We start from the raw sequence: 13,454 nt of genomic DNA on the forward strand, positions 1-13,454 counted from the left end.
CGCGTCAATCTACATGCGGATTTCGTCGCTGTTACATAGCGGTTCTGCGGATCTCGATTTTCTTGCACAATGCTGCGACCGATTCGCTTGGCAAACCGCAGGTGAACATGCAGACTGTGGGGAGTTCACAGACGAGGGAAGATAGCCATGACGCAGCCGGAACACGACGTCCTCAAGGCCGCGGAAGACCACCTGTGGTTGCACTTCACCAGACACAGCGCATACCAGCAGTCCGAGATCCCGACCATCGTGCGCGGTGAGGGATCGTACGTCTACGACATCCACGGCAAGCGCTATCTCGACGGCCTCGCCGGGCTTTTCGTGGTCCAGGTCGGCCATGGCCGCCAGGAGCTGGCCGAGGCCGCCGCCAAGCAGGCCCAGGAGCTGGCGTTCTTCCCGCTGTGGTCCTATGCGCACCCGAAGGCGGCCGAGCTGGCCCAGCGCCTGGCCGCGCAGACCCCCGGCGATCTCAACCGCGTCTTCTTCACCACCGGCGGAGGCGAGGCGGTGGAGAGCGCGTGGAAGCTGGCCAAGCAGTACTTCAAGCTCACCGGCAAGCCGCTCAAGCACAAGGTCATCAGCCGCCAGATCGCCTACCACGGCACCCCGCAGGGCGCGCTGGCGATCACCGGGATCCCGGCGTTCAAGCAGATGTTCGAGCCGCTGGTGCCCGGGTCCGTGCGCGTCCCCAACACCAACCATTACCGGGCGGACGAGATCACCGGCGTCAAGGGCATGACCCCGGAGGAGTACGGCCTCTGGGCCGCCGACCGGGTGGCCCGCGCCATCGAGATGGAGGGCCCCGACACGGTGGCCGCCGTCTTCGCCGAGCCCGTGCAGAACGCGGGCGGCTGCTTCCCGCCGCCCCCCGGCTACTGGCAGCGCCTGCGCGAGATCTGCGACGAGTACGACGTCCTGCTGGTGTCCGACGAGGTGATCTGCGCGTTCGGGCGGCTCGGCACGATGTTCGGCGGCCAGAAGTTCGACTACGTGCCTGACATCATCACCTGCGCCAAGGGCATGACCAGCGGCTATTCGCCCATCGGCGCCATGATCGCGCACGAGCGGCTGTTCGAACCGTTCAAGAGCGGCGACACCATGTTCGCCCACGGCTACACGTTCGGCGGCCACCCCGTTTCCGCGGCCGTGGCCCTCGCCAACCTCGACATCTTCGAGCGCGAAGACCTGCTCGGCCACGTGACGAAGAACGAGCCGCTGTTCAAGCAGACCCTCGACGACCTGCGCGACCTGCCGATCGTCGGCGACGTGCGCGGCGCCGGCTACTTCTGGGGCATCGAGCTGGTCAAGGACAAGGCCACCAAGGAGACGTTCGACGCCGACGAGTCCGAGCGGCTGCTGCGCGGCTTCCTGTCGAAGGCGCTGTTCGACGCGGGCCTCTACTGCCGCGCCGACGACCGCGGCGACCCCGTCATCCAGCTCGCGCCCCCGCTCGTCGCCGGTCTCAAGGAGTTCGAGGAGATCGGTTCGATCCTCCGCGGCGTGCTCACCGAGGCGTGGGCCCGCGTCTGAAGACCCCTCAACACGGCACAACGGTGTGCCGGCTCCCGAAAGGATCCACCGCCATGAAGATCGGCGTTCCTGCCGAGGTCAAGAACCACGAATACCGTGTCGCCGCCACGCCCGCAGGCGTTCACGAGCTGGTGCGCAACGGCCACGACGTCCTGGTCCAGCGGGGCGCGGGCCTGGGCTCGCACATCACGGACGAGGAATACCTCGCTGCGGGCGCGAAGCTCATCGACAGTGCCGACGCCGTGTGGGGCGAGGCCGACATGGTGCTCAAGGTGAAGGAGCCGATCGCCGAGGAGTACCACCGGCTGCGGGAGGGGCTGGTGCTGTTCACGTACCTGCACCTGGCCGCCTCACGCGCCTGCACCGACGCGCTGCTCACCGCCAGGACCACGGGCATCGCGTACGAGACCGTCCAGGTGGGCAACGCGTTGCCGCTGCTCGCCCCCATGTCCGAGGTCGCCGGGCGGCTGGCGCCGCAGGTGGGCGCGTACAACCTCATGCGCTTCAACGGCGGCCGCGGCATCCTGCCGGGCGGGGTGCCGGGCGTGGCGCCGGCGAAGGTGGTCGTGATCGGCGGCGGCGTGTCGGGGCTGAACGCGGCGCAGATCGCCGTCGGCATGGGCGCCGACGTGACCGTCCTCGACACCAACATCGACCGCCTGCGCTACATCGACGCGATCTACCAGGGCCGGCTCAAGACGCTGGTCTCCACGCGGTACGCGATCGAGCAGGAGGTCCTCCAGGCCGACCTGGTCATCGGCGCGGTGCTGATCCCCGGCGCCAAGGCCCCGACGCTGGTCTCCAACGACCTCGTCTCCCGGATGAAGCCGGGCTCGGTGCTCGTCGACATCGCCATCGACCAGGGCGGCTGCTTCGAGGACTCGCGCCCGACCACGCACGCCGACCCGACGTACAAGGTGCACGAGTCGGTCTTCTACTGCGTGGCCAACATGCCGGGCTCGGTGGCCAACACCTCCACGTACGCGCTGACCAACGCCACCCTCCCGTACGCGGTCAAGCTGGCCAACCTGGGCTGGCGCGAGGCGGTCAAGGCCGACGCGGGCCTCGCGGGCGGGCTCAACACGCACGACGGCCTGCTGACGAACCAGCCGGTCGCCGAGGCGCTCGGCCTGGAGTACACGCCGGTCGCCGAGGTCGTCTAGTCCTCCGAGCGGTACGTCGTGCCCCGTACGATCTCGTCGGGCGTGAGCTGCTCCCTGGCCGTCGTCACCGCCCACCGGTGGCCGAACGGGTCGCGCAGCACGCCGTACCGCTCGCCCCAGAACGTCTCCTGCACCGGCATCTCGATGTCGGCCCCGGCCGCGATCGCCCGCTCGGCGACCGCGTCGGGGTCGTCCACTTCCAGCAGGATCAGGACCGGGCTGCCGCCCAGCGTCGGCGGGGCCAGCGCGCCCAGGTCGGGCGTCTCCTCGCTCACCAGCAGCCGCCCGGCGCCGAGCTGCAGCTCGACGAAGAGGATCACCCCGTCGGGCAGCGTGTTCCTGAACACCTCCACCGCGCCCAGGCCCTCGCGGTAGAAGTCGATCGCCGCCTGCGTGTCGCGTACGAACAGATGCGGGCTCAGCCCCTGCGGGCGCAGCGATGTCACGTGATCAGCCCTGCCTCTCTGGCCGCGGTCACCATGCGGGCCATGAGCTCGGCCTCCGCCCGCGCGGCCCGCTCGCCCTGCGGCGTCAGCTTGTAGTAGCGCCGCCTGGCGTCGTGCGGCGCGGCGGGGTCGGCGTCGTCGGACTCCTCGACCAGGCCGTCGGCCACCAAACGGCTGATCGTCCTGTAGAGCGTGCCCGGCCCCAGCTTCACCGCGCCGCCGCTGACCTCCTCGACGAACCGCATCACCGCATAGCCGTGCCCGGCGCCGCTGGCCAGGGCGAGCAGCACGTGGAAACCGGCGGCGGTGAGCATGATTGACACCATAGCACCACGGTGGTTATATCCATGGCGGATATAACGACGAGGAGGAGCAATGGCGCTCGGCATCAGCCAGGTCACCATCTACGTCGAGGACCAGCAGCGGGCCGTGGACTTCTGGACCGCGAAGGTGGGCTTCGAGATCACCAAGGACATGCCGTACGGCGAGGACCGCTGGATCGAGGTCCAGCCGCCCGGCGGCGGCACCGGGCTGGTCATCCACAAGGCCGACCCCAAGTGGCCGGGGCTGGCCAAAGACCTGCCCAACTACGTGCTGTTCCAGGCCGACGACATCGTCAAGACGCACGAGGAGCTCGCCGCCCGCGGCGTCGAGTTCACCCAGGAGCCGCAGCAGCAGCCGTGGGGCTGGTCGGCGGTCTTCAAGGACGACGAGGGCCACCTGTTCCACCTGGGCCAGCGTTAGCGCACGCCCAGACGCCGCCGCAGATCGCGGGCGGTGGCCAGGACGTGCTGGATCTCGCCCGGGCTCGGCCAGGGCGCGCTGCCCGGGCGCAGCAGCGTGCCGCGTACGGACGCCAGATGCTCGATGGCGCTCGTGTGCACCCCGCTCCGCCGCACCAGCCACCCGACCACGTCCGAATGGTCGTGCAGCGGCCTGGTCACCAGATCCCACGTGCCGAGGACCTCGGTCAGCTCGGCCACGTCCAGCGAGATCCCGCCCCGGCGGCCGGTGGAGGCCGCCGCCAGCTCGGCCCGCGCGGCCAGCTCCGGCTCGGCCGGGCGGGCCCAGCCGGGCGGCGGCGGGTCGGACAGCCACGCCTCACTCGGCTCGCCCGCCACCGACAGCAGCCCGCCCAGCTCGACGGCGGCCCCGTGGTGCCCGGCCCGCGCGGCCTGGCGGAACCAGTGCCGGCCGCCGGCCAGGTCGCCGAACTCGGCGATGAGCAGCAGGCCGTAGTTGAAGGCCGACTCGGCGTCCCCGCCGACCGCCGCCCGGCCGAACCAGTGGCTGGCCGCCCCGCAGTCGCCCAGCTCCACGCACACGAACCCGGCCATCCGCTGGTCCTCCACGCGCCCGGCGTTCGCGGCCCGCTCGAACCAAGCCCGCGCGGCGCGCAGATCGCCCCTGGACAGCGCGATCCCGCCGAGCCGGGAGGCGGCGCCGGGGTGCTCGCTCTTGGCGGCCAGCCGGTAGTAGGCCTCGGCGCCCTCGGGGTCGCGTCCGGCGTCGAGGTAGAGGCCCATGCAGTAGGCGGACTCGGCGTGGCCGCCGCGGGCGGCGTACTCCCACCACCGCACGGTCTCCTCGTCGTCGCCCGCGGAGTAGGCCAGGAAGCCCAGGTCGTGGGCCGAGGCCACGTCGCCGTCGGCCGCCGCCTGGCGGTGCCACTCGCGGGCCGCCGCGAGCTCGCCGGTGTCCTCGCAGACCAGCGCCAGCCTGCGGGCCGCGATCCTGGACCCGGCGCGGGCCGCGCTTTCGTACCACCTCCTGGCCGCCTCCACGTCGCCGCGCTGCTCCAGCAGGAGCGTCGCCAGGTTGGCGGCCGCCTCGGCGTCGCCGGTGGCGGCGGCGGTCTCGTACCAGGCGACGGCCTCTTCCAGACTGCCGTGCTTCTCGTGCCAGATGCCCAGGTTGAAGGCGCTGTCCATGTTGCCGCCCGCGGCCGCCCGCTCCCACCAGTGCTTGGCGGCCGCTCGGTCGCCGTGCTGCGCGTAGAGCTTGCCGAGCCGGTGCGCGGCCTGCGTGTCGCCGGCGTGCGCGGCGGCCAGCAGCTCGGGCTCGTCTCCCACGCGGGGCGCCGGTACGGTCGGCGCCGCCACCTCTCCTTGCCAGGCCATGGCGACAGACTGGCACGTGATCGCGTGATTGCGAACGGTAATCGCCGACAAGCCGCTACGAGAACTCGACGAACCCCGTGTACATGCCCATTCCGCAGGCGTACCGCAACCTGCCGGGCGGCTGCGGCGGCAGGCGCACCGTGGCGGGCAGCGCGACGTCCCGCCCGCCGATCGCGACGGTGCCGGTGCAGCCCGGTCCCGCCAGCCTGAAGACGATCTCGACCGGCACACCCGCCGGCGCGGACGCCACGGCCGGGCGGTAGCCGTCGCGCGTCGCCCAGACGGTGACCGTCGGTGACGCGGGGGTGGATGAGGAGGGAGCGGACGGCGTGAATCCGGGCAGCCAGCCGCCCAGGTTGAGCCCGGCGCCGACGGTCCAGAGGCCGGCGGCGATCGCCGCCAGCCCCGCGACCCTGGCGAGCCGGGTGCGGGAGACGCGCCGCAGCACGTACCCGAGCAGCGCGAACGCCGGAGCGGTGCCGATCACGAACCCCGCCATGGCCGCCGCCCCTGACAGCGGCGAGCCGCTGGAGACGGCGATCATCTCCACGCCGAGCGTCGCGCCGCACGGCACCAGGATGGTGGCGGCGCCGAGCAGCGGCGCTTTGCACCGGGATACCTCGCCTTCCGGCGGCGTCGCGCAGCGCCCGCGCCGCATGATCCGCACCGCGAAGACGATCACAGTGACGCCGGCCGCGACGAGCAGCGCCGCACGTGCCGCGGGCGGCGGGCTGACGGCCGAGCCGAGCAGCCCGAGCAGCGCCCCGGCCAGTGTGTACGACGCCAGCCGCCCGGCCAGGAACCACCCCACCAGCGCCGGATCGCGCCCGTGGCACCGGTCGGCCAGGCCCATGAGCAGCCCACCCTGGGCCGCGGTGCAGGTGACGGTCCCGGCCAGCAGTCCGGCGGCGACTCCGCCGGCGAACATGGCGGCGGCCTGGGCGCTCAGTGGACGAGCGCCACGTTGTCCAGGGACCCGCTCTTGGCGGCCGCCACGATCGAGCCGAACTGGTCGAGGCTCATCTCGACGCGCTGCCCGAAGTCGTCGGTGATGATGACCCGGCGCTCCTCGGGTGCGCTGTGGTCGACGAACAACATGGGGCATCCGCAATCGCACTGCCCGCAGAACCTGGCGATGGACCGCATCCTTCTCCCACCTTCTAACTCGCTGTGTAATGCAACGTAACGCGGAGTGTCAGGCGCGGCCAGTGGCAGTTGTCTCACCCTCGGTGATGTTTAGGGGTGCGTTGCTCCTGAGAACAGATGGCGGCCGCCGGGCGGCGTCGTGGGTACCTCGTGCGGCTAGGCCCAGCCCGGCTTGACGAGCCCTGACTCGTACGCGATGACGACCAGCTGAGCCCGGTCGCGGGCGTGCAGCTTCATCATGGTGCGGCTCACGTGGGTCTTGGCCGTGGCCGGCGACATGAACAGCTTGGCGGCGATCTCGTCGTTGGTCATGCCGGTCCCGACCAGGGCGAGCACCTCGCGTTCGCGCTCGGTGAGCTGGTCGAGCCCGCCGGCGGCGACCGGCTCCTTGGCGCGGGAGGCGTACTCGGCGATCAGGCGGCGGGTCACGCTGGGCGACAGCAGCGCCTCGCCGGCCGCGACCACCCGGACGGCCTGGATCAGCTCGGCCGGCTCGGTGTCCTTGACGAGGAAGCCGCTCGCCCCGCTGCGCAGCGCCTCGAAGACGTATTCGTCCAGCTCGAACGTGGTCAGGATGATGATGCGCGGCCCCTCGGGCATCTGGCGGGTGGCGGTCAGGCCGTCGGTGCCCGGCATGCGGATGTCCATGAGCACCACGTCGGGCCCGTGCTCCTTCGCCAGCCGCACCGCCTCGGCGCCGTCGGAGGCCTCGGCCACCACGGTCATGTCCGGCTGGGCGTTGAGCAGCGCCTTGAAGCCGGCCCGGACCAGCGCCTGGTCGTCGGCGAGCAACACCTTGATCATGAGGTCTCCTCGGGTAGTGGCAGCCGGGCCTCGACCTGGAAGCCGGTGTCCGACGGGCCGGCGACCAGGGTCCCGCCCAGCGCGGAGGCCCGCTCGCGCATGCCGGGGATGCCGTTGCCGCTGCCCGACTCGGACAGCACTGCGGGCTTGGTCGCGCCGGTGTCGGTCACGCGGATGACCAGCTCGCGCGCGGCGTACTCCAGACGCACCGTCACCGCCGAGCCGGGGGCGTGGCGGGCGGCGTTGGTGAGCGACTCCTGGACGATCCGGTACGCGGCCCGCTCCACAGAGGGCGGCAACGGCCGCGAGCCGACGCGCTTGAGCGTCACCTCCATCCCGGAGCGCTCGATCAGCTCGTCGAGGCGGTCGAGCCCGGCCGTGGGGGAGCGCGGCGCGCCCTCACGCAGGACGTTGAGCACCGAGCGCATCTCGCCCAGCACCTCCTTGGAGGCGGTCTTGATGGTGGCCAGGGCGGTGCGGGCCTGCCCGGGGTCGTCGTCGATGAGGTGCAGCGCGGTCGAGGCCTGGACGTGGATGAGCGAGATGTTGTGCGCGAGCACGTCGTGCAGCTCCTGCGCCATGGTCAGCCGCTCCTCGCTGGCCTGCCGCCTCGTCTCCTCCTCGGCGGCCCGCTGCTGCTGGGCGCGGCGCTCGCGGGCGATCCTGACCAGCTCGGCCGCGATCATGAAGAGCAGGATGAACGAGGTGACCGCCAGATCGTGGAAGAGCCCGCGGTTCGGCGAGGACGTGATCCAGGGGTAGGCGATGAAGACCACGTCGGTGATCCCGGCCAGGATCCAGGCCGTCAACCGGTGACGGTGCAGGACCAGCAGGAACAGCATGGCGATCGGCGCGAAGAACACGCCGCCGTAGGGGTAGCCGCCCCAGACGAAGGCGTAGGTCGCCAGGAAGGTGGCCACCGCCGTGGGGATCGGGAACTTCCGGTGCAGGAGGATCATCAGTGGCCCGACCAGCAGCAACCCGTACGCCAGCGGATCGAGCGGCGCCCTGTCCGGCTGCCCGCGCTCCGCGCCCTGGGACAGCACGAGCTGGAACACGGCCGCGATCAGAGCGAGATAGGGGGCGAAGCCGGACTTCGAGCGCACGCCCCAACGCTAAGGCACCGCCTTGACCAGCGCATCACCCTCATGTAGCAGGGGGCCCTACCGCGACGGGCGTACCTGGTCCATCGTGGAGACCATGCGCCGAGTGATCGTTCCCGCATCAGCAGTCCTCATCGCGCTCGCGCCGACCTCTCCCGCGTCGGCCGAGCCCCAACCCGAGCAGAAGGTCGCGGAGGTCAAGGGGTACGGCGGCGCCGTCGCCACCGTCGACCTGGACGCGAGCAAGGCCGCCATCTCCGTGCTGAGAAAGGGGGGCAACGCCGTGGACGCCGCGGTCGCCGCGGGCGCGGTGCTCGGCGTCACCGAGCCGTACTCGGCCGGGCTCGCCGGCGGCGGCTTCATGGTCTACTACGACGCCAGGCAGCGTAAGGTCTTCACGATCGACGGCCGCGAGACCGCCCCGCAGGCCATGACGGCGACGACGTTGGAGGGCATCCCGTTCGACGAGGCGGTCACCAGCGGCCTGTCCGCCGGCGTGCCCGGCACGGTCGCGAACTGGGACCTGGCCCTGCGCAGGTTCGGCACGATCTCGCTCAAGCAGGCGCTCCAGCCTGCGATCGAGGTGGCCTCCAAGGGCTTCGTCGTGGACCAGACGTTCTACGACCAGACCGCCGCCAACGCCGCCCGCTTCAAGGACTTCACCTCCACGGCCAAGCTGTACCTCCCGAACGGCGCCCCGCCGCCCGTCGGCTCGGTCTTCAGGAACCCGGAACTCGCCGACACCTACCGTGAGCTGGCCAAGCGCGGCCCCGGCTGGTTGTACGGCGGCCAGCTCGGCAAGGAGGTCGTGGCCACCGTCAAGCAGCCGCCGGTCACCCCGGGCAGCACCCGCAACGTCCGCCCGGGCCTGATGGAGCTGTCCGACCTGCGTGCCTACCGCGCCCTGCTGCGCGAGCCCACCAAGATCTCCTACAAGGGCATGGACGTGTACGGCATGGCGCCCCCGTCCTCCGGCGGCTCGACGGTCGGCGAGGCGCTCAACATCCTCGAATCCCTGCCCGAGGTGGGCCTGCACGAGTATCTGGAGGCCTCCAGGCTGGCCTTCGCCGACCGCGGCAAGTACGTCGGCGACATCCCCGGCGTGCCGCTGAAGGAGCTGCTGTCCGACGGCTTCGCCAAGGAGCGGGCCTGCCTGATCGGTGACACGGCGATGCCGCACCCGGCCGCGCCCGGCAGCCCGGACGGCTCCTACGAGCCCTGCGCCCAGCCCACCGGCAGCGCCACCCCGATCGCGGACGAAGGCCCCGAGACCACCCACCTGGTCGTGGCCGACCGCTGGGGCAACGTGATCGCCTACAACCTGACCATCGAGTCCACCGGCGGCAACGGCATCGTGGTGCCGGGGCGGGGCGTGCTGCTCAACAACGAGCTGACCGACTTCACGTTCGGCCCGGCGCCCGGCGACCCGAACCTGCCGGGGCCCGGCAAGCGGCCGCGCTCGTCGATGGCGCCGACGCTGGTGTTCGACGACGACAAGCCCGTGCTGGCGGTCGGCTCCCCCGGCGGGTCGACGATCATCACGACGGTGCTGCAGATCCTGCTCAACCGGTACGAGTTCGACATGGACCTGCCGGAGGCGGTGGCGGCGCCGCGCCTCACGCAGCGGAATACCCCGCAGACGCTGGCCGAGCCGACGTTCCCGGGGCCGGTCCTGAATGAGTTGAGGGCCCGTGGGCACGCGTTCGGGTCCACCCCGGAGATCGGCGCCGCCACGGCGCTGGAGTTCCTCGGCCGGGGCCGTGTCCAGGCCGTCGCCGAGCCGACGCGGCGAGGGGGCGGCAGCGCGATGGTGGTCTTCCCCAGGTGAGACGCCACCCTGTGTCAGGCTGGATTGACAACCGCAGGGTTGTCAGTCTAGCCTGACGGCGTGGACGTAGCAGAACTCTCCGAGCGGATCAGGTCGAACGACCCGGCCATGGGGTTGCGGGCGGTGGGCGCCCTGCACCGGCTGGCCGAGCAGGTCGAGGCCGTGTCGGTGGCGCTCGCCAGGGAGCAGGGCTGGACCTGGGAGCAGATAGGCGACGCGCTCGGCATGTCACGGCAGTCCGTGCACGCCAAGTACGGGAAGTGAGGACTCGCGATGTTCGGCAGTCAGAAGACCCCGTTCCACGTGGCCGTCAAGGCCGCGTTCGAGGAGGCCAGGCAGCGGGGGGACAGGAGGCTCGGCACCGAGCACCTGCTGCTCGGGCTCCTGCATCACCCGGACACGGCGCGGGCGCTGGGCGTCGACCTGGAGGGGGCGCGGACCGCGCTCGACGACCTGGACAAGGCGGCATTGCGGATGCTCGGCCTGGAGGTCGGCGACCTACCGAAGAACCCGCGCAAGCACAAACCGGTCCCGTCCACCGCGCTGACCTCCAGCGCCCGCGCGGTGATCAACCAGGCCATCAAGGCCACGACCGCGAAGACCAGGTCCCGGGACGCGCACCGGCAGCTCGCGCTCACCCTGCTGGCGCAGCGGCCGCCCGACCCCGTCGCGCAGCTCGTCGACCAGCTCCGGATCGACCGCGCGGCCGTGCTCAGCGCCTGGGGCGGACCCGCGACGGCCTGAGCATCCCGCGTCCGCTCGCCCTTTCCTTCCGCCGCCCCCGCACTTCGGCGGGGGTCCCTTCTGGAGAGGGAAGTCGCAGGGCGCCAAGCACCCATGGCGCTGAGTGCGACGAAGCGGCACGTGCGGAAAACGGGCCGAGCCCCGGACGGGCCGGGGGACCGCGTCCCGTCGGCCCGGACGCGCCGCCTGACCGAAATTCGGTTGAACGCCAGGACGCGCCGCTGACAAGGTCGAAGGATGCGGCGCACGTACGACGACCTCGTCCGGGAGGCGAGCACCGTCTCCGTGGACGGCTGGGACTTCTCCTGGCTCGACGGCCGGGCCACCGAGGAGCGGCCCTCGTGGGGCTACTCCCGGCTGCTCGCCGAGCGCATGAGCGCAGCGCGGGCCGTGCTCGACATCCAGACCGGCGGCGGCGAGATCCTGGCCGGCCTGCCCACCCTGCCGCCGGTGACCGTGGCCACCGAGTCGTGGCCGCCCAACCTGAAGCTGGCCGCCTCCCGGCTGCGCCCGCGCGGGGCCTGGGTGGTGGCCGACGACGAGGAGCCGCGGCTGCCGTTCGCGAGCGGCGTCTTCGACCTGGTGAGCAGCCGTCACCCGGTCGTGACGTGGTGGGAGGAGATCGCCAGGGTGCTGCGGCCTGGCGGGTCCTACTTCTCGCAGCAGGTCGGGCCGTGGAGCGTGGCCGAGCTCACCCACTACTTCCTCGGGCCGCACGACGGCTCCGGACGCGACCCCGAGCGGGCCCGGGCGGCGGCCGAGGCCGCCGGGCTGCAGGTCGTGGACCTGCGTTCCGAGCGGCTGCGGATGGAGTTCCACGACATCGGTGCGGTGATCTACTTCCTGCGCAAGGTGATCTGGATCGTGCCGGGCTTCTCGGTCGAGCGCTACCGGGACAAGCTGCGGGCCCTGCACGAGCGGATCGAGGCCGAAGGGCCGTTCGTCGCGCACTCCGCCAGGTTCCTCATCGAGGCGAGGCGGCCCGGTGGCCGGGCTGCGTGACATCGTGGTCGACTGCCGGCACCCGGCCTCGCTCGCGAGGTTCTGGGCCGCCGCTCTCGACGGCTACGCCGTGGCGCCGTACGACGAGGCCGAGCTGGAGCGGCTGCGCGGTGAGGGGATCGACGACCCTGAGGACGATCCGACGGTGCTGGTCGAGGGAGGGCCGCCGCGGCTGTGGTTCCAGCGCGTCCCCGAACGCAAGATCGTGAAGAACCGCGTCCATCTGGATCTGGAGACCGGCGACCTCGACACCGAGATCGCCCGGCTCGCCGCGCTGGGCGCCACCCTGCTGGCCACGCACGACGACTGGGTGGTGCTGGCCGATCCGGAGGGCAACGAGTTCTGTCTGTTCGTGAAGTGAGGTCAGAGGGCCTCTGACAGGGCGGCCGGGATGCGGTCCAGCACCGGGTGCGGCGCCAGCCCGTACGCGTAGAAGTCCACCGCCAGCGCGCCCGCCGCCTTCGCCGCCCGCGCCTTGGCCACCAGCCGGTCGGCGGAGTCGCTGTCGGGGTAGCCCGGCCGCAGCACCGCCCGCACCTCCCGGTCCTTGCCCACGGACCGCAGGTAGGCCGCCACGTCGTCGGCCACGCGCGCCGCGTCCCGCGCGTAGGCCAGCACCCCGAACGCCGGCACGAGGTCGCCCAGAGCCACCAGGTCCACCCCGAACTGCCACGCGTCGTGCGCGGCCAGCACCGGCGTGGGCAGCCCGTCGGCGTATCCCTTGACCGCGCCCGTCGAGTCGACGAACACCAGCCTGGAGCCCTCCTCGGCGACCGCCGACGCCACCTCCGACACCAGGGTCGTGACGGTCTCCGAGCGCGCCCGGGCATAGGCCACGACGTCCGGCCCCGCGTACGCGGTCAGCGCCGCCCTGGTCACCTCCCCCTGCGCGGGCGCGTCGCCGTCGAACACCCGGCCCACGATCCCGGCGCACTCGTCCCGCGCCACCTCGGCGTCCACGCCCAGGTCGGTGGCCCGCCGCATGCAGTAGTCGCAGAAGCAGAGCCCGAACAGGTAGGCGTCCATCGGCCCCAGCGGCACGAACGACCGCTGCGCCTTGAGCGGCCGGAAGTGCAGTGACTCGGCCACCACGCTGTCGACCCCGAGCCTGGCCACCGCCCTGGCCAGCGCGACGGCGTATTCGCGCACGTCCGGATGAGCCGGGCACAGGTCGGCCGGGGCGCCGCGGTCGCCGAAGCAGTCGCGTACGGTCACGTCCGGATGTGCCATGCCGATCGTGGCGTTGCGCAGGAAGACCGTCCATCCGTGGAGCTTCATGGAGCGTTTCGCACAGGCCTCCCGAAGCCCGTCGAACGCGTCCAGATAGCCCGGCACCGGCGACAGCCGCAGCCCGGCGAACAGGTCGGCCGGCGGGGCGAAATGCGCCCCGTCGTGCCGGACGGTCAGTCGGGACAGTCCGTGCGGGGTGACGTCGCGGGAGGCGTGGTGCACGGCTCCGACGGTGACGCCGGTCGCGCCGTATCCGCTGATCCTGTCGAGCACCCTCTCGACGCCCTCGCCGCGCAGGTCCTCGACGAAGACGTATACCGAACTGTCCACGAACCGAC

General features: G+C 71.8%; 16 protein-coding genes. 8 read left to right on the plus strand and 8 right to left on the minus strand.

Going from position 1 to position 13,454, the window contains the following annotated elements:
- Nucleotides 1-147 precede the first annotated feature (147 nt).
- Together ID574_RS24940 and ald are read left to right on the plus strand one after the other, a co-directional pair.
- Nucleotides 148-1,530 (plus strand): aspartate aminotransferase family protein, encoded by a 1,383-nt coding sequence (locus ID574_RS24940; RefSeq protein WP_188191350.1) that lies wholly within the window; start codon nt 148-150, stop codon nt 1,528-1,530.
- A gap of 53 nt (nt 1,531-1,583) precedes the next feature.
- Nucleotides 1,584-2,693, plus strand: coding sequence for an alanine dehydrogenase (gene ald / locus ID574_RS24945; RefSeq protein ID WP_188191351.1), 1,110 nt, complete (start codon nt 1,584-1,586; stop codon nt 2,691-2,693).
- Here ald and ID574_RS24950 read toward each other — a convergent pair.
- Both ID574_RS24950 and ID574_RS24955 read right to left on the minus strand, forming a co-directional pair.
- Nucleotides 2,690-3,139 (minus strand): VOC family protein, encoded by a 450-nt coding sequence (locus ID574_RS24950; protein WP_223167035.1) that lies wholly within the window; start codon nt 3,137-3,139, stop codon nt 2,690-2,692. The genes ald and ID574_RS24950 overlap by 4 nt on opposite strands.
- On the minus strand, nt 3,136-3,453 hold the full coding sequence (locus ID574_RS24955) for a PadR family transcriptional regulator (RefSeq protein ID WP_223167036.1): 318 nt from the start codon (nt 3,451-3,453) through the stop codon (nt 3,136-3,138). Before ID574_RS24955 ends, ID574_RS24950 begins: the two co-directional genes overlap by 4 nt.
- A gap of 61 nt (nt 3,454-3,514) precedes the next feature.
- On the opposite strand from ID574_RS24955, the gene ID574_RS24960 reads away from it, so the two are divergent.
- Nucleotides 3,515-3,883, plus strand: a complete 369-nt coding sequence (locus tag ID574_RS24960; RefSeq protein WP_188191353.1) for a VOC family protein — start codon at nt 3,515-3,517, stop codon at nt 3,881-3,883.
- Here ID574_RS24960 and ID574_RS24965 read toward each other — a convergent pair.
- The 5 genes from ID574_RS24965 to ID574_RS24985 all read right to left on the minus strand — a co-directional run bounded on the left by ID574_RS24965 (nt 3,880) and on the right by ID574_RS24985 (nt 8,315).
- Nucleotides 3,880-5,259 (minus strand): tetratricopeptide repeat protein, encoded by a 1,380-nt coding sequence (locus ID574_RS24965; RefSeq protein WP_188191354.1) that lies wholly within the window; start codon nt 5,257-5,259, stop codon nt 3,880-3,882. The two genes, ID574_RS24960 and ID574_RS24965, sit on opposite strands and share 4 nt — an antisense overlap.
- A 55-nt stretch (nt 5,260-5,314) precedes the next feature.
- A complete protein-coding gene (locus ID574_RS24970) occupies nt 5,315-6,187 on the minus strand; it encodes an urease accessory protein UreH domain-containing protein (RefSeq protein ID WP_188191355.1) in 873 nt (290 codons plus the stop codon).
- Nucleotides 6,188-6,204: 17 nt separating this feature from the next.
- Nucleotides 6,205-6,357, minus strand: coding sequence for a hypothetical protein (locus ID574_RS24975; RefSeq protein ID WP_223167037.1), 153 nt, complete (start codon nt 6,355-6,357; stop codon nt 6,205-6,207).
- 204 nt (nt 6,358-6,561) lie between these two features.
- Nucleotides 6,562-7,209, minus strand: a complete 648-nt coding sequence (locus tag ID574_RS24980) for a response regulator (RefSeq protein WP_188191357.1) — start codon at nt 7,207-7,209, stop codon at nt 6,562-6,564.
- On the minus strand, nt 7,206-8,315 hold the full coding sequence (locus tag ID574_RS24985; protein WP_188191358.1) for a sensor histidine kinase: 1,110 nt from the start codon (nt 8,313-8,315) through the stop codon (nt 7,206-7,208). Before ID574_RS24985 ends, ID574_RS24980 begins: the two co-directional genes overlap by 4 nt.
- Nucleotides 8,316-8,409: 94 nt before the next feature.
- On the opposite strand from ID574_RS24985, the gene ggt reads away from it, so the two are divergent.
- From ggt to ID574_RS25010, 5 genes are all read left to right on the plus strand, one after another.
- Nucleotides 8,410-10,140, plus strand: a complete 1,731-nt coding sequence (gene ggt, locus ID574_RS24990) for a gamma-glutamyltransferase (protein WP_188191359.1) — start codon at nt 8,410-8,412, stop codon at nt 10,138-10,140.
- 60 nt (nt 10,141-10,200) lie between these two features.
- Entirely contained in the window at nt 10,201-10,404 is a 204-nt protein-coding gene (locus ID574_RS24995) for a helix-turn-helix domain-containing protein (protein ID WP_188191360.1), read from the plus strand.
- A gap of 9 nt (nt 10,405-10,413) precedes the next feature.
- Entirely contained in the window at nt 10,414-10,884 is a 471-nt protein-coding gene (locus tag ID574_RS25000; protein ID WP_188191361.1) for a Clp protease N-terminal domain-containing protein, read from the plus strand.
- A gap of 237 nt (nt 10,885-11,121) precedes the next feature.
- Nucleotides 11,122-11,886 carry a class I SAM-dependent methyltransferase gene (locus tag ID574_RS25005; protein WP_188191362.1) on the plus strand — a complete coding sequence of 255 codons (765 nt, stop codon included), beginning with the start codon at nt 11,122-11,124 and terminating at the stop codon, nt 11,884-11,886.
- Nucleotides 11,870-12,247 (plus strand): VOC family protein, encoded by a 378-nt coding sequence (locus ID574_RS25010; protein WP_188191363.1) that lies wholly within the window; start codon nt 11,870-11,872, stop codon nt 12,245-12,247. The genes ID574_RS25005 and ID574_RS25010 overlap by 17 nt, the downstream gene beginning before the upstream one ends.
- 2 nt (nt 12,248-12,249) lie before the next feature.
- Here the strand turns inward: ID574_RS25010 and ID574_RS25015 are convergent, their stop codons facing one another.
- Nucleotides 12,250-13,446 carry a hypothetical protein gene (locus tag ID574_RS25015; protein ID WP_188191364.1) on the minus strand — a complete coding sequence of 399 codons (1,197 nt, stop codon included), beginning with the start codon at nt 13,444-13,446 and terminating at the stop codon, nt 12,250-12,252.
- Nucleotides 13,447-13,454 lie beyond the last annotated feature (8 nt).

Origin of the sequence: Nonomuraea sp. SYSU D8015, from assembly GCF_008065375.1 — a bacterium.
Taxonomy (GTDB): Bacteria; Actinomycetota; Actinomycetes; order Streptosporangiales; family Streptosporangiaceae; genus Nonomuraea.

Coding starts and splice junctions, on each gene's coding strand:
- ID574_RS25000 (WP_188191361.1), top strand. CDS start 10,414: ATGTTCGGCAGTCAGAAGACCCCGTTCCACGTGGCCGTCAAGGCCGCG.
- ID574_RS24980 (WP_188191357.1), bottom strand. CDS start 7,209: ATGATCAAGGTGTTGCTCGCCGACGACCAGGCGCTGGTCCGGGCCGGC.
- ID574_RS24975 (WP_223167037.1), bottom strand. CDS start 6,357: ATGTTGTTCGTCGACCACAGCGCACCCGAGGAGCGCCGGGTCATCATC.
- ID574_RS25005 (WP_188191362.1), top strand. CDS start 11,122: ATGCGGCGCACGTACGACGACCTCGTCCGGGAGGCGAGCACCGTCTCC.
- ID574_RS24955 (WP_223167036.1), bottom strand. CDS start 3,453: ATGCTCACCGCCGCCGGTTTCCACGTGCTGCTCGCCCTGGCCAGCGGC.
- ggt (WP_188191359.1), top strand. CDS start 8,410: ATGCGCCGAGTGATCGTTCCCGCATCAGCAGTCCTCATCGCGCTCGCG.
- ID574_RS24965 (WP_188191354.1), bottom strand. CDS start 5,259: ATGGCCTGGCAAGGAGAGGTGGCGGCGCCGACCGTACCGGCGCCCCGC.
- ID574_RS24940 (WP_188191350.1), top strand. CDS start 148: ATGACGCAGCCGGAACACGACGTCCTCAAGGCCGCGGAAGACCACCTG.
- ID574_RS24960 (WP_188191353.1), top strand. CDS start 3,515: ATGGCGCTCGGCATCAGCCAGGTCACCATCTACGTCGAGGACCAGCAG.
- ald (WP_188191351.1), top strand. CDS start 1,584: ATGAAGATCGGCGTTCCTGCCGAGGTCAAGAACCACGAATACCGTGTC.
- ID574_RS24970 (WP_188191355.1), bottom strand. CDS start 6,187: ATGTTCGCCGGCGGAGTCGCCGCCGGACTGCTGGCCGGGACCGTCACC.